This window comes from Streptomyces geranii (assembly GCF_002954775.1).
GTDB classification, from domain to species: Bacteria; Actinomycetota; Actinomycetes; order Streptomycetales; family Streptomycetaceae; genus Streptomyces; species Streptomyces geranii.
This window is the reverse complement of record NZ_PJME01000011.1, coordinates 120,852-140,745: the sequence shown is the minus strand read 5'-3', so window position 1 is coordinate 140,745 and position 19,894 is coordinate 120,852. Positions and strand designations below refer to the sequence as shown.

Annotated in this window: 9 protein-coding genes; 8 read left to right on the top strand and 1 reads right to left on the bottom strand. The window is 74.3% G+C overall.

Annotation, left to right across the window (positions count from 1 at the left end; all coding sequences use genetic code 11):
- Window positions 1-100: 100 nt before the first annotated feature.
- From CW359_RS17815 to CW359_RS17780, 8 genes are all read left to right on the top strand, one after another.
- Complete coding sequence (locus tag CW359_RS17815; protein WP_105970933.1) at window positions 101-1,039, top strand: family 2A encapsulin nanocompartment shell protein; 939 nt, start codon at window positions 101-103, stop codon at window positions 1,037-1,039.
- Window positions 1,014-3,008, top strand: a complete 1,995-nt coding sequence (locus CW359_RS17810; RefSeq protein WP_232838435.1) for a family 2A encapsulin nanocompartment cargo protein cysteine desulfurase — start codon at window positions 1,014-1,016, stop codon at window positions 3,006-3,008. The genes CW359_RS17815 and CW359_RS17810 overlap by 26 nt, the downstream gene beginning before the upstream one ends.
- Window positions 3,009-3,184: 176 nt before the next feature.
- On the top strand, window positions 3,185-5,311 hold the full coding sequence (locus CW359_RS17805) for a glycoside hydrolase family 97 protein (RefSeq protein ID WP_198655257.1): 2,127 nt from the start codon (window positions 3,185-3,187) through the stop codon (window positions 5,309-5,311).
- A gap of 262 nt (window positions 5,312-5,573) precedes the next feature.
- Window positions 5,574-6,428, top strand: coding sequence for a DUF4132 domain-containing protein (locus CW359_RS17800; RefSeq protein ID WP_105970931.1), 855 nt, complete (start codon window positions 5,574-5,576; stop codon window positions 6,426-6,428).
- Window positions 6,425-11,548 (top strand): DNA-binding protein, encoded by a 5,124-nt coding sequence (locus CW359_RS46485; RefSeq protein WP_232838434.1) that lies wholly within the window; start codon window positions 6,425-6,427, stop codon window positions 11,546-11,548. The genes CW359_RS17800 and CW359_RS46485 overlap by 4 nt, the downstream gene beginning before the upstream one ends.
- Before the next feature lie 103 nt (window positions 11,549-11,651).
- Window positions 11,652-12,845 (top strand): ATP-binding protein, encoded by a 1,194-nt coding sequence (locus CW359_RS17790; RefSeq protein ID WP_105970930.1) that lies wholly within the window; start codon window positions 11,652-11,654, stop codon window positions 12,843-12,845.
- A gap of 53 nt (window positions 12,846-12,898) precedes the next feature.
- A complete protein-coding gene (locus CW359_RS17785; protein WP_198655262.1) occupies window positions 12,899-16,933 on the top strand; it encodes a DUF5682 family protein in 4,035 nt (1,344 codons plus the stop codon).
- A gap of 32 nt (window positions 16,934-16,965) precedes the next feature.
- On the top strand, window positions 16,966-19,173 hold the full coding sequence (locus CW359_RS17780) for a hypothetical protein (RefSeq protein WP_105970999.1): 2,208 nt from the start codon (window positions 16,966-16,968) through the stop codon (window positions 19,171-19,173).
- Here the strand turns inward: CW359_RS17780 and CW359_RS17775 are convergent.
- The gene (locus CW359_RS17775) at window positions 19,115-19,849 is read right to left on the bottom strand and encodes a hypothetical protein (protein ID WP_157968563.1); all 735 of its coding nucleotides are present in this window, start codon (window positions 19,847-19,849) and stop codon (window positions 19,115-19,117) included. The two genes, CW359_RS17780 and CW359_RS17775, sit on opposite strands and share 59 nt — an antisense overlap.
- Between the last annotated feature and the right edge of the window lie 45 nt (window positions 19,850-19,894).

Here is a 19,894-nt window from a genome sequence, read left to right as displayed (position 1 = left end):
GGAGGGTGAGTGGGAAAGTTCGTGCGAGACATTGCTGGACATTGATGGATATTTCGACTTGCACGTGCCTGGGCCCTCGGGCGCGGAAAGGAGACGTTGCATGACCACGGCTGTGAATCCACCGTCACGTTCCATGTCGGTGAGCGACCGCGCGGCGCGGACCCTGGCGAACGCCACCAAGACCGTCCCTCAGATGGTGTCCATCACGCCTCGCTGGCTGGTGCACCTGATGTCCTGGGTGCCGGTCGAGGCCGGTATCTACCGGGTGAACAAGGTCGTCCACCCCGAGTCGGTGCGCATCGAGTGCGACAACTACGACGAGTCGCCGCTGCCCGACACCTTCGTCGACTACTCGCAGGAGCCCCGGGAGTACCGGCTCAAGGCCGTCCAGACGGTCCTGGACCTGCACACCCGCATCACCGACCTGTACTCCAGCCCGCACGACCAGACCGCGCAGCAGCTGCGGCTGACCATCGAGGCGGTGAAGGAGCACCAGGAGGGTGAGCTGATCAACAGCCCGGAGTACGGGATGCTGGCCAGCGTCGCCGACACACAGCGCATCTCCACGCTGGCGGGGCCGCCCACGCCCGACGACCTGGACGCCCTGATCACGAAGGTGTGGAAGCAGCCCGCCTTCTTCCTCACCCACCCGGAGGGCATCGCCGCCTTCGGCAGGGAGTGCACCCGGCGCGGTGTGCCGCCGGCCACGGTGAGCATGTTCGGCTCGCAGTTCCTGACCTGGCGCGGGCTGCCGATCATCCCCTCGGACAAGGTCCCCGTGGAGAACGGCAGGACCAAGTTCCTGCTCATGCGCACCGGCGAGTCCCGCCAGGGCGTGGTCGGACTGTTCCAGCCCGGGCTCTCGGGGGAGCAGGGGATGGGCCTGTCGGTGCGGTTCATGCAGATCGACCGCAGCGCCATCGCCTCCTACCTGGTCTCCCTGTACTGCTCGCTCGCGGTGCTCACCGAGGACGCGCTCGCCGTGCTCGACGACGTCGAGGTGGACAAGTTCCATGACTACGCCCCCAGCTACCGGTAACGAAGCCGTCCCGGCGTGGCTGCCGGACGAGGAGACGCTGAACCGGCTGGCCGGGGAGTTCTTCCGAGCGCTCCCCGGGCAGGAGGCGGCAACTCCTTCGCCGGTTTCCGGAGCGGCTCCGGCCGCGGTCCCCGGTCCGGTCTCCGACGGGCCCGTGCAGTGGCCGGCGCCCGTCGGGCTGCCGGCCATGGACCCGCCCTCGCCGGCGACCGCGGCCGGGTCGGTCCCGCAGGCGGACCTGCCCTCCTCGCTGCCCGCGACCGGTACGAGCATGTCGGTGCCCACCGGCGGGGCCGGCCCCTCGGCGGGCCCCCGCCCCGTCCTGCCGACCGCCGGGACCAGCACGCCCGCCGGACCGCCGCCGACCAGCGCGCCCGCCACCTACGCGGCGAGCGCGCCCGGCGTCGCCGGCAGCGTGCCGGAGCCGTCGGCCCTGCCGGTGACGCCGGGACCGCCGTCGGCCGCCGTTCCCCTGACCGCCGTACCGACGGCCGCGCCGGTGTCCGCGCCGGCCCAGCTGTCCGGCGCCGGGCAGTTCTACTTCCTCGACGAGGCGCCCGGATTCCCCGCACAGGCACCGGCGCTGCCGGGCTTCGGGCATCTGGGGCTGCCGCCGCTGCCCGACCCGGCGGCGCCGACGGCCACGGCATCGCCGTACTACTTCGTCGAGGAGCCCGGCGCACCGGACGTACCCGCCGCTCTCGCGGGACTGCCGGTCGACGCGCATCCCGGCTTCGACGTGCGGGCCGTGCGCCGGGACTTCCCGATCCTGTCCGAGCTGGTCAACGGGCGTCCGCTGATCTGGCTGGACAACGCGGCGACCACGCAGAAGCCGCAGGCGGTGCTCGACCGGCTGGTCGAGTTCTACTCGCGGGAGAACTCCAACATCCACCGGGCGGCGCACGAGCTGGCCGCGCGGGCGACGGACGCGTACGAGGGTGCCAGGAAGACCGTCGCGCGGTTCATCGGGGCGGGCTCCGCCGAGGAGATCGTGTTCGTGCGGGGCACCACCGAGGCGATCAACCTGGTCGCCAAGACGTGGGGCGTCCGGAACATCGGCGCGGGTGACGAGATCGTCGTCTCCCACCTGGAGCACCACGCCAACATCGTGCCCTGGCAGATGCTGGCGGAGCAGACCGGCGCCGTGATCAAGGTGATCCCGGTCGACGACGACGGGCAGTTGCTGCTCGACAGGTACACCTCGCTGCTGTCCGACCGGACGAAGCTGGTCGCGGTCACCCAGATGTCCAACGCGCTCGGCACCATCGTCCCGGTCGAACAGATCATCGAGATCGGGCATCGGGCCGGGGCCCGGGTCCTCGTCGACGCGGCGCAGTCGGTGCCGCATCTGCCGATCGACGTACGGGCGCTGGACGCCGACTTCCTGGTGTTCTCCGGGCACAAGCTGTTCGGGCCGACCGGGATCGGCGTGCTCTACGGCAAGCGGGAGGTGCTGGAGGACATGCCCCCGTGGGAGGGCGGCGGGAACATGATCACCGACGTCACCTTCGAGAAGTCCAGCTACCAGCCGCCGCCCGGCCGGTTCGAGGCCGGTACGGGCAACATCGCCGACGCGGTGGGGCTGGCGGCGGCCATCGACTACGTCGAGCGCATCGGTCTGCCGAACATCGGTGCCTACGAGCACACGCTGGTCGAGCACGCCACGGAAGGTCTGCGTGGTGTGCCCGGACTGCGGCTGGTCGGCACGGCGCCGAACAAGGCGAGCATCGTGTCGTTCGTCCTGGACGGCTACGAGCCGAGCGAGGTGGGCACCGCGCTCAACGAGGTCGGGATCGCGGTGCGTTCGGGCCACCACTGCGCGCAGCCGATCCTGCGGCGGTACGGCCTGGAGGCGACGGTCCGGCCGTCGTTCGCCTTCTACAACACGCACGAGGAGGTGGACACGCTGATCTCGGCGGTCCACCGGCTCGCGGACCAGCGCGGCGGACGGCGGCACGGGCTCCGGTAGCCCGCACGTCCCGGTACGGCCCCGCCACCTTCGGCCCCTCGGCCCGTCGGTGGCGGGGCCGTACCGGTTGTCCGCTGATCGGCATTCAGCAACTCTTCACTTGGGTGACCGCCCTGGGTTCGGTACCGGCGCGCACGATGACGCCGTACCAACCGTCATCAACAGGGAGAAACCCAGTGGGCAGCGATCGCTCCGGCAAACCGTCCAGGCGAACCGTCATCATCTCCGGGGCCGCGGTCGCGACCGTCGCCGGGTCCCTGCCGGCGACCTCCGCGCAGGCCGCCGAGCGGGTCCCCGCGCGGACCGCCCCGGACAGCGGCACGGTGACCGTCACCTCTCCCGACGGCCGCGTCGAGCTGCTGTTCCGGCTGGACACGGGGGTCGCGACGTACGCCGTCGCCGTCGACGGCACCGAGGTCGTGCCGGCCGGTCCGCTCGGACTCACCCTGGACGACGCCGACTTCACCTCACGGCTCGCCCTCGCCGACCGGGGGCGCTCGCGGACGGTCGCCGTCGACTACGAACTGCTCCAGGGCAAGGTGTCCCGGGTGCGCAAGCGGATGACCGAACACGTGGTCTCGCTGCGCAATGGCAAAGGTTTGCTCATGGAGGTCGTGCTGCGGGCCGACAACGAGGGCGTCGCCTTCCGCTACCGCTTCCCCGATCGCGGCGACGGCCTCACGCACACCGTCGTCAGCGAGGCCACCGGGCTGACGCTGCGCGTACCGGCCGACGGCGGCGCCCAGTTCACCCAGCCGTACACCGTGCAGAAGCCCAAGTACCAGGAGTGGTACATCCCGCGCGCGGGACACGCGGTTCCCGCCCTCGGCGACGCCACCGTCTCGCCGCGCGGCGCCTCCTTCCCGCTGCTCGCCCGCACCGCCGCGCGCGGGGGCCGCGAGTGGTGGGTGCTGGTCAGCGAGTCCGGCATGGACGGGACGTACGCCGCCTGCCATCTCGCCCAGCCCGTACGGGACCCGGCGGCCGGCACGGTGACGTACACCGTCGCCTTCCCCCACGACGACGAGGCGCTCGGCACCCTCGGGCCCGGGACGCCGCAGGTCGGCGGGGCCTGGCAGACGCCGTGGCGGTTCCTCGCGGTGGGCCGCAGCGCCGCGCGGGTCGCCGACACCACCCTCGCCACCGACCTCGGGGTGCCCTGCGCGCTGGACGACACCTCGTGGGTGCGGCCCGGCGCGGCGACGTTCAGCTGGCTGATGGACCACACCAGCCCGACCAGTCTGGAGGCCACGCTCAAGTGGTTCGAGCTGGGCCGGGCCATGGGATGGCCGTACGCGCTCGTCGACGCCAAGTGGGACCGGATGACCGACGCCGACGGCAACGCCGTACCGCTGGAGCGCATCGTCGCCGAGGCCGCCGCGCGCGGGCTGAAGGTCTTCCTCTGGCACAACTCCGGCGGCGGCAACAACAACGGCGCGAGCACCCCGCGCGACCTGATGGTGGACGCCGTCACCCGCCGCGCCCGGTTCAGGCTGCTGCGCGACGCCGGGGTCGCGGGCGTCAAGGTCGACATGTGGGAGGCCGACAAGCAGCGACTCCTCGCCTGGCAGCGGGAGGTCGTCGAGGACGCGGGCCGCCACCGGCTGCACATCGTGCTGCACAACACCACCGTCCCGCGCGGCTGGGACCGCACCTACCCGCATCTGCTGGGCGTCGAGGCGGGCATGGCCAGCGAGAACTACTCCAACACCAAGGCGTACACCGACCAGTTGCCCGAGCAGACCACCATCGCGGCCGTCACCCGCAACATCGTCGGCTGCTTCGACTACGGCACCACCCTGCTCTCCCCGTACGCCCTCCCGCAGAGCCCGCGCCGCACCAGCGACGCCCACGAACTGGCCCTGACCGTGGTCTACCAGTCCGGCTTCAACGGCTTCGCCGACAGCCCCGAGGCCTATCTCGGCCAGTCGCCCGAGGTGCGCGAACTGCTCGGCACCGTCCCGGTCGCCTGGGACGAGACCCGCTTCCTGGACGCCGACCCCGGCAGCCATGTCGTCGTCGCCCGCCGCAAGGGCCGTACCTGGTACGTCGCCGGGGTGAACGGCAGGACGCTGACCATCTCGCCCGGCCTCGACTCCGCCGCCGCCGACTACGCCCCGCCCACCGGGCAGGCGCGGCGGCTCACCGTCGACCTGCGCGAACTCGGCATCCGGCGCCCGCGCGCCGTACGGCTGTTCGCCGACGCGTCGGCGACCGACCCCGGTCTGCGGCACACCGTGCTGCGGGGGCACGGGTTCGCCGTGGACACCGCACCCTTCGGGGGGTTCGTCGCCGTCGTCTGAGCGCCGCTCGCCGCTCGCCGGGTACGGGATTCCCCGGGTCCGGCGGGCGGGGGGTTTCCGGGCGGTAGTACGTAGGGCTTGTACGTGGTTCCCCGGATGTGCCGGTGAGGGCCCGGGACTTGACTCTCCGTACGTCGGCGGGGGGTGCGCCCGGCCGATTGTCAGTGGGTGCCCGTAGCGTTCTCCTCGTCGTCACACAGCGTGCCGGATCAGGGCCGGGCTGTGCGGATTTCGAGTTGTCCGGATGCGGAAGGTGGGGCCCATGGGCTGGCTGGCTGCGGGAGACGGGTACGAAGTCGCCCTGGTGGAGGGGCGCGTGGCGGCCAGGGCCACCGCGGGCCGGGCGGCGGGGCGGCAGTTGAAGTCGCTGCCGAAGGCGCTCAAGGACCATCCGGAGGTCGACCGGCTGCGCCGGTTCGCCGAGTGGCTGGAAAGGCATGCCTCGGCGTGCGAGGCGCAGGTGGACACCTGGATGGTGTCGTCACTGCCCGTGCCCACGGAACTGCTCGCCCGCGTATGGCCCGACGAGGCCTGGCAGTCGGCGCTGCGCGACCTCGTGGTCGTCGGCGACGACCACGAGGTCGGTTTCCTGCGCGACGCCACCTCGTCGGGCGAACTGCGGGTGGTGAACCTGGACGGCGAGACGGTCCGGCTGGCGCCCCGCACGGTCACCCTGCCGCACCCGGTGCTGCTGCCCGACCTGGAGGACCTGCGGGAGTTCGCGGCCGAACTGGGGATAACCCAGCGCGTCGAGCAGATACACCGGGCCACCTGGCACAAGCCCGCTGAGCTGGACGCGAAGGCGACGGCGGTGACGGACTTCGCCGGGGGCAGGCTCTACCGCTCCTCCATGGCGGCCCGGGCCACCTCGCTCGGCTACCGCGTCTCGGGCGGCTATGTCACCCGCCGGGTGCGCGAGGGCGCGAGCACCGTCGAGGCCTGGGTGTGGATCGGGGAGCCCTGGGACTACGAGGCGGAGACCGGAGCCCTGTCCTTCAGCGACGGCTCCGGCTCGCTGAAACTGCCGGAGGTCGGACCGGTGGCCTGGTCCGAGGGGATGCGGATGGCGGCGGCGCTGTACGCCGGGCGCGAGATCGAAGAGGGGGCGAACGCATGAGCGGGGGGACGCAGGTGTCGTACGAGGAACTGCTGGCGGCCGGTGGGGTGCTGCCGCGCGGCACGAAGGACGCGGGGGAGCGGGCGGTGCCGCTGACGGCACGCGCGTACCGGCATCCGGGGCTCGACGACCGGGTGGTCGTGCGGCTGGTCGCCGGGGAACTGGGCGTGGCGGAGGACCTGGCCGCCGGGTATCTGGGGCTGGAGACGGCCGCCGAACCGGCCGAGGTCGGGCTCGGGCTGCGCCGGTCGCTCGGCTTCCCGGAGTGGGTGCTGGTGCACCACCCGGAGGACGGCCACCACGCACTGGACGTCGTGCCGGAGCTGGAGCGGATCGCCCGCCAGGCCAAGACCAGGGCGAAGACCGCGCTGGACGCCTTCCGGGAGATCGCCGACCGGCTGGCCACGGCCGTCCCCCACTTCCTGCCGACGTTCTACGAACAGGCGGGACGGGTCTTCCTGTCGGTGGAGAACCCGACGTACGCGGCCCAGATGTTCAGCCGCGCGCGGCAGGCCGAGGACGAGTACGGGCTGGTGGTGGACGAGGAGCGGCTCGACGCCGTCTTCCTGGAGTTCGCCCTGGCCGGGGCGCTGACGGTGAAGGCGCTGTCGGCGTACGCGCGGGATCTGGCCGCCCGGGTGCCCGCGGCCGAGGCGCTGGAGCGCTTCGTCCGGCTGTGTCTGCGGCGCACCACGGGCGGGCTCGTGCCGTCCGCCCAGCTGGCGGCCGACGTCCGCAGGCTGGCCCGCGCGGCCGGGCCGGACGGGGCCGCCGCCGAGGAGGCGTTCCTCGCCGAACTGCTCGGGCTGCCCGCCACCGCGAGGGCGGCGGAGGGCTGGTGGAAGGCGCAGCGCGCGGCGATCGTCGAGCTGGCCCGGCGCCGGCCCGAGGTGCGCGGCACGCTGCTGAACACGATGCCCGTGTCGAGCGACTCCGACATGCCGGCGCTGTGGCTGGACCTGCTGGCGGAGTCCGGGGCCCTCGTGGGGCTCCGGGACGACTCGCCGCCCGAGGAGGAGCGGTCCCAGGACGGGGTCGCGGGCTGGTTCGTCCGCTTCCTGGGCCTGCGCGCGCGGGCCCAGGGATGGGGGCGGGCCACGCAACAGCCCGCCCTGTACCGGCTCGTGGAGGGCGTCCACGACCGGCTGCGGACCGAACTCGTCGACTCCGGGCGGGAGTTGGAGGCGGGCCGCGATCTGGACCTGATCGACCTGCTGCTCACCCTGGGTGTGCCCGTCGCCGTCCCCGAGCGGCTCTTCCTGGACGACTGGGCGCGCGGCGACGAGAGCGACGACCTGCGCGACCTGCTCGCCGTCGCGGCCGACGAACGCTTCCGGGCCGCCTTCCACCAGGGCGCCGACTCCTTCGGCGGCGGCGACGAGGACGACCTGCACGCGATCCGGGTCCTCGCCGGCTCGCCCGGCGGCCGGCTGATGCTGGCCGACTGGGTGGGTGAGGTCGCCCGCCGGTCCACCGCCACCGGGCTGCCCGACCTCCCCGAGGCGCTGACGCGGCTGAAGTGGCTCCCCGGGGACGCGCTCGACCTCGCCGAGGACGAGATGCGCGCGGCGGCCGGGACCGACCTCGCCCCGCTGCTGGCCCGCACTCTCAGGTCCGGCGTCTTCGACGAACTGGGCTGGCCCGCCTGGGACGAGGCGGCCACCGAACTCGTACGCGGCGAGAAGGTCGAGCGGCTGTTCGTCGCGGAGGCCTGGCCGCACCTCGTCACCGCGGGGCGCACACAGGTCCGGGTGATCGGCGCCGAGGGCACCGTGCTCACCCACGATCTGCGGGTGCCGGCCGACCTGGCCGGGTACAGCCGCCCCAGCTTCCACTTCGTGGACGGCGAACTGCTCGTCCACTGGCGGGACCACGGCCAAGGAGCGCGCGGCTACTGGCACCACCAGGCCGACCGCATCCTGTCGCTGGAGGGCTCCCACAGCCGGGGCGCCGAGATGGACTGGCTGCGCGACGACACCCTCGCGCCCAGCCTGCCCCTGCCCGGCGGCGGGCGGGCCACCGGCGGCGGCGTCGTCCACCGCGGCGACACCACCGTCCCCCCGGAGGGGCGGCTGATCGGCGACGGCACCTCGTACTGGGCCTGGTGGCCGACCGAGGGCGGCTGGCACGAGCACGACCCGGCCACCGGGGAGTCCGGCAGGCAGAGCATGCCCGCTTTCCTCACCGACGCCCTGCTCGACGCCCCCGAGGGCAGTGGGCACTGGCCCGGGTACGGCCGGCTGCTGCCCGCCCCCTCGGCCGACGCCACCCCCGCCGGGGCGCCCGTCGACGGGCTGCTCGGCTGGCGGGTGGTCCAGCTGCCCGACGGCTCCCTGCGCGGCGAGGACCTGGCCGGACGCCGGGTCACCGTGCCGAAGGGCACCGGGACCCCGTACGCCGCGGTGCTGTTCCCGGGCGCCGACCGGCTCGTGGCCGCCGTCCGGGACGGCTGGCAGATCCAGCTCGTCGACGCGGACGGCGCCGTCACGGCCACCGCGCGCGTGGACGGCGCCCCGAGCCCGTTCGGCGAGGGCACCCCCATCCTCCCGCCGCCGCCCTACTGGCACTGCCTGACCCCCCGCGACCCCCAGGGCTCGGCCGCCCTGCGCGCCATCGACCACGACACCGCGCGGGCACTGCTCGTCGCGGCCCGGGCCGCGACCGACCCGGACCTCACGGCCGTCGTACGGGAGGTGCTGCCGCAGGTCACCCATGACGCGCTCGTCAAGGGCATCGCCGGGGTGCTGCGGTACGCCGCCGAGCAGCAGGCGGTGCTCGACGGGGTGATCGCCCGGCTCGACCGGGTGCTCGCCGGGGACCGCGAGGACGAGCTGCCGGCGGGACCGACGGACGGGGCGCTGCGCGAAGCGCTGCGGGGCCTGGACAACGACAACTGGTACTACCACTCCGCGAACCGGGACGACGCCTTCCGCAGGCTGCGGACCATTGGGCGGGCGGTGGCGGGTGCGGTTCCTGGGGCTGTGCCCGTGGGCGGGGTCCAGGGTGACGTGCCGGTGTCCGGGGCGCACGGGGCTGTGTCGGTGGCCGATGGGCACGGGGTTGTGCCGGAGCAGGCCGTCGTGCGGCTGCATCTCGATGGGCCCGCGTTGCCGGAGGCCGGGTCGCAGGACTCGGTTCCGTACGCCCTGACCTGTGCGACGACCGCGTTCCGGACCGCCGCGCCGACCACCGAACCGGAGCACCGTGAGGTGCTCGTGGCGCTGCTGCGGGAACTGGACGGGCTGGGGCTGGTCTCGGCCGCCGAGCCCTCCCCCTGGCGTCAGGTGATCGTCCATGTCGGGAACCAGCACCTGATCGGCCCGGACGGCGAGTGGCGCGAGGGCGACTGGACCGGGGTGCTGCCCCTGGACGGCGGCGCCGTCCTCGCGGTCACCGCGGTACTCAACCGCTCGCTCGACGCTGGCACCGAGTGCGCCTTCATGGGGCTCCTGCACGACCCGGCGGGCCGCTTCGAGGTCCCCGCGCCCTACACCGTCGAGCACCTGTTCCCGGTCGGTGAGGACCGGGACGCCGGGTGGGTGCAGGGGTTCCTGGCCGAACTGGCGGAACAGGGGCCCGCCCCCTGGTTCCCGGAGGCGGCCGAGGAGTTCGCCCGGCTCACCGGGGTCACCACGACCGTCGCCCGGCTGGTCGTGGCGGGTATGCCCCGGGTGGACTCGTACGAGCGGTCGTTCCTGAGCACCGAGGCGCGGACCCTGCTCGGGGTGCGGGTGTCCGACGCCGCCACGGCCAAGGACGAACTCCGGGAACTCGCCGTCGGGACCAGGCAGGCCGTCGTAGCCGCCCTGCTGCCCCGGGACCCGGCCCGGCTGTGGACGGACGGCCCCGACGTGGCCGCAGCGGCGGAGGTCTGGAACAGCAAGGTCGGCCGGCGCACGCCCCTGCCCGAGGCACTCCTCGGTGAGGCCCGCCGCGCGGTGAGGCCGACGCCCTGGGAGGTGGACCAGGCACTGGCCGCACTGCTGGACCCGGCGGCCGAGCCCCGCCTCCGCCAGGACCTGAAGTGGGCGGTCAACGGTGACCGGGTCCGCCCGGTCGACGAGAACGCCACGGGGTTCACCGCGGACACGCTGATCGGCGCGGTCGCCCTGGCCGCCTGGCTCGCGCACCGGCTGCCCGCAGGCGACCCGGTCCGCGCGGGCCTGCCCGCCGCCCTCGACGCGGTCCGGGAACGGCTGGCCCACCCCGGGCTCCTGCTCGACCTCGACCGGTACGTCGGCCTGACCGCCTTCCGCAAGGTGGCCGGCGCTCCCACCGAGGTCGGGACCGGCTTCGAGCGGTACGGCGCGATCGTCATGGCCACCCACGACGACCAGCCCGCCCCCGCCCTGCGCGTGGAGCTGCTCGACGAGGCCGGGCAGGACCCTTATCTGCCCGCGCTGCGTGTCGACGGCGGTGGCGACGGCGCCGCGTTTCCGGCCGAGGTGGCGCTGCGCCTCGCGCGTGATCCGCGCTTCGCGGCCTTCCTCGCCGACCCGGGCGAGCCGGTGGCGGGCGGGCGCGGCGCGGACGGCACCTGGTATCCGCAGGACCCCACCCGGTCCGTACCGGAGCTGGTGGCCGAAGTCGCCAAGACGTACGGCGAGTTCGGGGCATTCGGAGATGCCGGGACTTCCGGGGCTTCCGGGGCTTCCAGGGCTTCCGGGGCTTCCAGGGTGGGCGGTTCGGGGACTGCGGGGGCTGCGGGGGCCGGTATCGGTGAGGATGCCGCCGCGCTCTATCTGATGCTGCTCGCGATGCCCGCGCCCACCGACCGGGACACGGCCCGGTGGACGGGCTGGCGGCCCGCGCGGCTGAAGGCGGCCCGTGCCGAACTGGCCGCCACCGACCTGGTCGTGGAGGCCAGCCGGGCCCGGGCCGGACGCTCCCTGTTCCTGCCGGGCGGCTGGGTGGCCCTCAAGTCCCCGCGGGTGCCGATGGAGCAGTGGAAGGTGCCGCTGTACGGCGACCTCGTCCAGGGGCAGGACGCCCCGCTGGGCGTGCTCGTGCCGACCGAACCCGCCGCCGACCTGTACCGCAGGGCCTGGCAGCGGATACAGGAGGGCGACACCCCGCGCTTCGAGGAGCTGACCAGGCCCAAGCGCGGCCGACGCCGCTGACCCGGCCGACACGGCTTACCCGGCCGACCCGGCTGACCAGGCGTACGCCGCCGATCGAGAAGACGCGCGCCGCCTTCCCCGTACCGAACCACCGAGGACACCCATGAGCACGACCACAACCACGATCACGACCACAGCGACAGCCACATCCACGGCGACCGTCGTCCCGGCCCGGCAGGTGCTGCCGGCCGAGGAGCGGTACGCCGCCGAACTCGCCTTCCTCGCCGCCCACGACGACGGGCCGCGCCCGCCCGGCTGGGCGCTGACCCCGCGTGCCGTCGTCACCTTCGTGTGCGGCAGCGGCGGGGAGCCGCTGAAGCTGTCCGAGCCGCCCGCGAACCTGCCCGAACGCCTCGTCATAGCGCCCAAGTTCGTGGGGGAGCGCGCTCTGGTGGAGCGTTGCGTGGTGACCCTCGCCGGTGAGCGCGGGCTGCTGCTGGTCGGGGAGCCCGGTACAGCCAAGTCGATGCTGTCCGAGCTGCTGTCGGCCGCAGTGTCCGGCACCAGCGCGCTCACCGTGCAGGGCACGGCGGGCACCACCGAGGACGCCTTCCGCTACGGCTGGAACTACGCCCTGCTGCTCGCCCAGGGCCCGACCAGGGAGGCGCTGGTCGACTCGCCGGTGCTCAGCGCGATGCGTACGGGGCGGGTGGCCCGGGTCGAGGAGATCACCCGCTGTCTGCCCGAGGTGCAGGACGCGCTGGTGTCGATCCTGTCCGACCGGCGGGTGAGCGTGCCCGAGCTGTCCGGGACGGACGAGGGGCAGGTCGCGGCGGCGCAGGGGTTCACCGTCGTCGCCACCGCCAACCTCCGGGACCGGGGGGTCTCCGAGATGTCGGCCGCGCTCAAGCGGCGCTTCAACTTCGAGACGGTGCAGCCGATCGCCGACGCCGACGCCGAGACGGCGCTCGTGCGGGGGCAGGCCACCGCCGCCGTGCAGCGGGCGGGCGCGGCCTTCGGGGTGGACGACGCGGTCCTCGACGTCCTGGTCACCGTCTTCCGCGATCTGCGCACCGGGCGTTCGGCCGAGGGCTGGGACGTGGACCGGCCCGGCACGGTGATGTCCACCGCCGAGGCCGTCCAGGTCGCGACCTCCCTCGGGGTCGCCACGGCGTACCTCCCGGCCGGGGACACCCTCGACCTCGTGCCCGGCCATCTGCTCGGCGTGGTCCGCAAGGACGACCCCGCCGACCACGCCCGTCTCCTCGGCTACTGGGACGGCCCGGTCCGCCGCCGCGCCGAGGACGGCTCCGCGATGTGGCGCCGCCTGTGGGACCTGAGGGAGAACCTCCGGTGAGCACCGACACCCTGTACGGCGCCGGGGATGAACCCCGGGCCGCTGTCGCCGCCTTGTACGGCACCCGGGAGGAACCCCGGGCCGCCGTCGCCGCTCTCACGGACTCCGTACGGCCGTTCCTGCTCGGGGTACGTCATCACAGCCCCGCGCTGGCCGCCGCCGTACCGGCACTGCTGGACGCCTTCGGTGCCGAGGTCGTCTGCGTGGAGCTGCCCGCCGACTTCCAGCCCTGGCTCGTCCACCTCGCCGCCCCCGGCACGGTCGCGCCCGTCGCGCTCGCCGGGGCGCGGGTGGACGGGCGGCTCGGGTTCTACCCGTTCGCGGACTTCTCGCCCGAGCTGGCCGCAGTCCGCTGGGCCCGCGACCACGGGGTCGAAGTCCTGTGCTGCGACCTGCCGTTGGCAGACCCCGGCTGGGGCGCGGGTGACTCCGGCCAGGCCGGCGCCCCGCTGACCGCCTTCGCCGACGCCCTCGCCGCCGCCGGTACCGGCCGCGACGGCGACGACCTGTGGGACCGCGCGGTCGAGGTCCACGCCCCCGGTTCCACCCCGGAGGCGATCCGCCGCGCGGCCCTCGGCGTGGGCTGGGCCCTGCGCCAGGACGCGGGTGCCTCCGGCGGCGTGGCGGAGACGGACCTCGCCCGGGAGGCCCACATGCGGCGCGTCCTGACGTCCGCCGCGATGAGTGGGCGACGCGTGGCGGCGGTGGTTGGGGCGTTTCACGCGCCCGCGTTGGTGGGGGTAGGGGCGGGGGCGGGCTTCGGTGAGGGGGCGTCCCTGGCCGGTGGTGCGTCGTCCGGTGGTGCGTTGGTGGTGTCGGGCGTGGGGGAGGTGCCGGGCTCCGGTGGCTTCGGGGTGGCGGGGGGCGGCGAGAGTGCGTCCCCGGCTGGTGGCGCGTCGTCGGGTGGTGGGTTGGTTGTGCCGGGCACGAGGGAGTCGCCGGGTTCCGGCGCCTTCGGGGTGGCCGGTGGTGGCGAGGGGGCGTCCCTGGCCGGTGGTGATTCGGCTGGCGGTTCGGGGGAGTTGCCGGGCTCTGGCTCCTTCGGGGTGGGCGGTGGCGGGGATGGTGTGTCCCCAGGCGACGGTGCCTCGGCCGGTGTCGGGGGCCTCGTGCCGTACGGGCCGGAGGGTGCTCGCTTCGGGGCGCCGGGTGTCGGTGGGCCGAGTGGTGGTGTGGGGGCCGGGGGGTCTGCCGACGGCGGCTCTGGTGTCGTCACCTCCTTCGTGCCCTATGCCTTTGATCTGCTGGACTCGCGGTCCGGGTATCCCGCCGGGATTCGTGATCCCCAGTGGCAGCAGGCCGTGTTCCTGGCTGCGGGGGATGCCGGGCGGGTGGTGGACGCCGCCGCCCGCGCAGTCACCGATGTCTGTCGGCGGCTTCGGGTGGCCGGGCACACCGCCGGGACCGGCGAGGCCGCTGAAGCCTTGCGGCTGGCCGGTGATCTGGCCCGGTTGCGGGGGCTGCCCGCTCCCGGGCGGGGTGAGCTGATCGAGGCGTTGACCACTGTCCTGGGGCAGGGGGAGCCGCTGGGGCGGGGGCGGGCGCTTGCCCGGGCCGTGGAAGGGGTGCTGGTCGGCAGCGGCTGGGGGCGGGTCGCCCCGGGCACGCCGCGTTCCGGGCTCGGGCCCGCTGTCGAGGCCGAGCTGGACGCGCTGCGGCTGCCGGGGCCTGGAGACCCCGGGCCGCGTGAGGTCCGGCTCGACCCGCACCGGTCCAAGCTCGACCGGCGCCGCGAAGTGCTGCTGCAGCGCCTCGCGGTGTGCCAGGTGGGCTACGGCGAGGCCGTCGAGGTCGCCGGTACGGGCGACGGGGCCGCGCTCACCACCCGGTGGAAGCTGGCGTGGACCCCGGCGGTTCCCGTACGGCTCGACCTCGCCGGGGTTCGCGGGGTCACCGTCGCCCTCGCCGCCGAGGGGACCCTCCGCGCGGCCCACCGGCACGAGGACGCCGCCACCTGCGCCCAGGTCATCGACGGACTCAGGGCCGCCGCCCGCTGCGACCTGCCCGCACTGGTCGCCGAGTACCTCGCCGACGCCGCCGTACTGCTGCCCTCGGCCGCCACGCTCCCCGAACTCCTCGACGCCCTGGACCTGTTGGAGGCGCTGCGGCTCGGACACCTGCCCGGCACCACCGCCGGGGGCCGCGAACAGGCCACCGAGCTGGGCGACACCCTGCTCGAAGCGGCCGTCCGCGCCCTGCCCGGCCTCGCGGGCAGCGACAAGGCCGAGGACGCCGCCGCACTGATCGCCCTCGCCGCCCGGGCCGGTGAACACCGCCTCGGTCTGCGCATGGACGATGCCCTCGGCACCCTCGCCCGCACCGGCTCCCCGCTCGTCCAGGGCGCCGCCCTCGCCGCCCGGGTCCTGCTCGACCTCGACGACACCGACACCCTCGGGACCCGGGCCGCCGGCTGGATCGACCTCGCCACCGACCCGGACGGGCGCCGTCGGCTGACCCGGCTGCTCGTCGGGCTCCTCGGCGCGGCGGCACCGCTCCTGCAGTCCGCGCCGGCCGCACTGGACCCCCTCCTCGACCGGATCGAGGCGCTCGCCGACCGGGACTTCCTGGACCGGCTGCCCGCCCTCCGCGGCGGTTTCGACACCCTCACCCCGGCCGGACGAGGCCGACTCCTCGACACGGTCACCGAACGCCTCGGCGACCGACTCGACCTCACCCTCGACGCCCCGCCCGAACTCCTCGCCCTGTGGACGGAGGCGGACGCGGCGGGCCTCGCGGCGCTCAACGCCCTGCGGCTCCCGGTGCCGGAGGCCCTCACCGGGGCCGCCGCTTCCGTGGCGGAGCCGGAGCCGGAGCCGGAGCCGGAGGCAGCGGTAGTGGGAGCGGAAGTGGCAGTGGCCAGTGCCGTGGTGGCCCTTGGGGCTGGGGCGGTAGCCGGTGCCGGTGTGGCGCCCGGTGGGGCCAGTTCGGTGGTGCGGGACGCGGTGCCCGCAGCGCGCCTCGCACCCGCCGACCGCTGGCGGCTCCTCCTCGGCCGGGAGACCGACCGCCTTCCCGGCTTCGCCCGCCGCTACGCCCACGCCCTCGACGAGTTGTACGGCGCGGGCCGGGGCGAGGGCTCCGTCGACCTCGGCCGCGACGGTGGCGGCAGTGGCAGTGGCGGTGGAGGTGGACAGGAGGCTTCCTTTCCCTCCGCCCGGGAGTGGGGCGCGGAACTCGACGCCCTGTTCGGTGCGGAGGTCCGCGAGGAGGTGCTGGCGCGGGCCGCCGAGCACGGCCGTACCGACGTCCTCGCGGAGCTGGACCCCGCCGCCGTACGCCCGTCGGTCGAGCTGCTGACGTCCGTGCTCTCCCTCGCCGGGGGCATGCCGGAGCGGCAGCTGGCCCGGCTGCGTCCGCTCGTACGGCGGCTGGTGGACGAGTTGGCCAAGGAGCTGGCCACCCGGTTGCGTCCCGCGCTGACCGGGCTGGCCACCCCGCGTCCGACCCGGCGCCCCGGCGGACGGCTCGACCTGCCCCGCACGCTGCGGGCCAACCTCGTACACACGCGGCGCCTGGACGACGGACGTACCGTCGTCGTGCCCGAGCGGCCGGTGTTCAGCACGCGTTCGCGGCGGGAGGCGGACTGGCGGCTGATCCTCGTGGTGGACGTGTCCGGGTCGATGGAGGCGTCCGTCATCTGGTCCGCGCTCACGGCGGCGGTCCTGGGCGGGGTGCCCACGCTCTCCACCCACTTCCTCGCCTTCTCGACCAGCGTGATCGACCTGACCGACAAGGTGGACGATCCGCTGTCGCTGCTCCTGGAGGTCCAGGTCGGCGGCGGTACGCACATCGCGGCCGGGCTCGCGCACGCCCGTTCGCTGGTGACGGTTCCGAGCCGGACGATCGTGGCGGTGGTCAGCGACTTCGAGGAGGGGTATCCGCTGGGCGGGCTCCTCGGGGAGGTACGGGCGCTCGCCGCCTCCGGGGTGCATCTGATGGGCTGCGCCGCCCTGGACGACTCCGGCGCCCCGCGCTACTCGGTGCCCGTCGCTCAGCAACTCGTCGCCGCCGGTATGCCCGTCGCCGCGCTCAGCCCTCTCGCCCTCGCCCGCTGGGTGGGCGACCGCCTCCGCGGAGAACCCCGATGACCTCAATGACCCCGGTGACTCCGATGACCTCTCTGAACGCCGAACTGCCCCCGGTCGCGCCCGAGTTGGTCGCCACCGCCGTCGAGAGTCTCACCTCGCGGCTGCGGAAGAAGCTGGACGCCACGGTCGCGCTGTACGCGACCACGCCGGTCACGGCCGACGGCACCGGTGTCCGCATCCGCTGCGGCGAGGACGCCGAGGTGCACCTCACCCCCGGCCCCTCGGGCACCCTCACCGACGCCGACCAGGCCGTCTGCACTTGCCTGTTGGCACCTCGGTGCCTGCATCGGGCGGCGGTACTGAGTGCTTGTCCGGTGGCGGAACCGGGGGTGGGGGAGGAGCCAGGGCAGGCAACAGGGGAGGTGGTGGAGGTGGAGGTGGACGGGGGGCTGGTTGCGGCTTCCGAGGTCGCCTCGGGGGGTGGGTCGGGCGGCGAGGGTGGTTCGGCCGCCGGCGGTACCACGAACCCCTCCAGTCCCTTTGCCCCCTTCAGTCCCTCTGACCCCTCCAGCCCCTTCGAACCCTCCGGGCCCACGGAGCCCTCCATTTCCCCGGAACCCTCCGGCCCCACCCCCGCTCAAGTGACCGCCGCGACCAAGCTCTGGGCCGCTGCGGCGGCCGTGCTCGCCGCCGGGGTGCCCGCCGCCGGAGCGGTGCCGCAGGCGGAGTTGCTCCGGGCCGCGCACACGGCACGGCTGGCGGGGCTGCACCGCGCCGAGGCGGCGGCCCTGCGCGTCGTACGGGAACTGCGCGGCGCCCGGGACCGCAGGGACGGTCACCGGCTGGCCAACCTGGTCGTCGCCCTGCGCGAACTCCTGCTCACCGCCCACCTGTTGGCAGCCGCCGACCCCGCCCCGGCCCTCATCGGCACCGCCCGCCGCAGCTACCGTCCGGCCGGTGCCCTGCGGGTCCTCGGTGTGTGCCGGGAGCCGGTGATCAGCGCCACGGGTTACGCCGGAGTCGTGACCCACCTGGTCGCGGAGGACGGCCGCTGGTTCTCCGTCGCCGATGTCAAGCCCGGTGGTCCGGGCCGGGCCAGAGCCGCCGCGAAGGCCAGCGTCGCCCTGGGCTCCGGCACCCTCGACCATGCCGGGCTCGCCCGTGGCGGTCTGCTGATCTCCGGCGCCACGATCTCCCCCGAGGGCCGCCTCGGCGCGGGCAAGGGCGTCAAGGCCACGCCGGTGACCGGCTTCTCCTGGACCGAAGGGCCCCTGGCCGACGCCCTGTTCGGCCGACCCCTGACCGAGTCCGTCACCGACCGCCTCGCCTCGACACCGGGGTCGACCCCGGACGACGGGACGGGGGCGGAGGGCGGCGAGCTGATCGGGTGCGACCTGGTCGTCGTAGGGGCGGTGGGCGAGGGGCTGTTGGCCCGCGAACTGCCTCCGGGCACGCGAACTCCGTCCGCCGACGGCCCAGTTGGCGACGGCCCGGGTGGCGACGGCCCGGGTGCCGATGGCCCGGGTGCCGACGGCCCGGGTGGCGACGGGCTGTCGGAGTCCGGGGCGTCGGAGTCCGGGGCGTTGGGGTCTGGGGCGCCAGGGTCCGGGGCGTCGGGATCTGGGGTGTCGGGATCTGAGGTGTCGGTGTCGGGGTCTGGGACATCGGCCGACGACGCCCCCGGCGAAGGGCCGTTGATCCGGCTTCTGCCTGCCAGTTCCCACCCCGATCTCGCCCACACCGTCAACTTCGCTCAGCTCGCCGCCCGTCCCGGCGTGCGGATTCGGGTCGTCGGGCGGCTCGATCCCGATCGTGCCGCCACGCTTCGGCCGCTCGCCGTCGGGCCCGTGCCGGGGGGCGAGGGGACCTTGCGGTTGCCCGCCGAGTGGCTGGGGCGGGTCGATCTGGGGTACGACCGGCTTCAGGGGACGCACTTTCCGGCGGGCGGTGTCTCCGCCGCCGTGCCGGTGGTCGGGGAGTCCCTGCCCGATCCGCTCGCCGACTCCCCGCTCTGGCGGATGCGTCGGCTCGTCGAACTCGCCGTCCTCGGGGGCCGTCGGGCCGTCGCCGAGCCCGCTCGGGGCGACGACAGACAGGGCGGCAGTGCCGTACTGCGGCGCAGCGGGTGCGGTGTCATGGCGGGGCTGGCCGATGCCCTCACCGCCGAGGCAGACCGTCGTGGCCGTGATGTCTTCGGGCGGCTGAGCGAGGGCGACACCGACCGTTACGCCCTGGTGTGGCTCACCGCCGTCGTCCATCTCGCGGGCGCGGAGCGGGCGTTGGTGAGGGCCACGTGGTGAGGGCCGTTCGGCTGGGGGGCTGCGGGGTGGTCAGGAACGCGGGGTTCGTGAAGGCCGGGTCGCGGGGTGTGGTCGTACGGAACCCGTCCCCGGAGTCCCAGTCCCAGGACTCCTCCTCATCGGCCAGCCGCTCGATCATCTCGAAGAAGCGGGCCTCGACCGGGCGCAGGCCGACCACCGTGTCCGTGAGGTCCCGCGTCGCGACGAACCGGGCCTCGCCCTTGCCGACGGACAGGGCCGCCAGCCAGCCGGTGTCGTCGGCGGACCAGAGGTTGGCGCCGGTCTCCGCCCAGAACAGCACGGTGTCGTCGTCCGGCCCGGACTTGAACTCCCCGGCGGCGGCGAACATCAGCAGGGCGGTGTGGACCCTCCACTCGTCGTACCCGAGGTGGAACAGATATGCCTCCAGGGCGCCGTCCCGGTACAGCAGGACACCGTCCGCGGAATTCTCGGCGCAGGAATCCTCGACGCGTTCGGCGAAGTGCTCCCGGGGCGTCGTGCCCAGGCCGACCGAATTCCATTCCGTTTCCGCACGGCGGCCGTCCCAGAGCCAGCCGGTGAACATGTCGGCCGGGTTCACTATCCTGCCCGGAGCAGCCACCGGAGTGTCCAGCCAGGCCGCGAACCCGTCCCGCGACATGGGAATACGGGCGGCCACCATAAAACTGTCCGACATGTTTTCGCTCCCTTGGATATCTGGGCACCTCGATACTGGGCACCT

Coding starts and splice junctions, on each gene's coding strand:
- CW359_RS17815 (WP_105970933.1), top strand. CDS start 101: ATGACCACGGCTGTGAATCCACCGTCACGTTCCATGTCGGTGAGCGAC.
- CW359_RS17775 (WP_157968563.1), bottom strand. CDS start 19,849: ATGTCGGACAGTTTTATGGTGGCCGCCCGTATTCCCATGTCGCGGGAC.
- CW359_RS17810 (WP_232838435.1), top strand. CDS start 1,014: ATGACTACGCCCCCAGCTACCGGTAACGAAGCCGTCCCGGCGTGGCTG.
- CW359_RS17790 (WP_105970930.1), top strand. CDS start 11,652: ATGAGCACGACCACAACCACGATCACGACCACAGCGACAGCCACATCC.
- CW359_RS46485 (WP_232838434.1), top strand. CDS start 6,425: ATGAGCGGGGGGACGCAGGTGTCGTACGAGGAACTGCTGGCGGCCGGT.
- CW359_RS17800 (WP_105970931.1), top strand. CDS start 5,574: ATGGGCTGGCTGGCTGCGGGAGACGGGTACGAAGTCGCCCTGGTGGAG.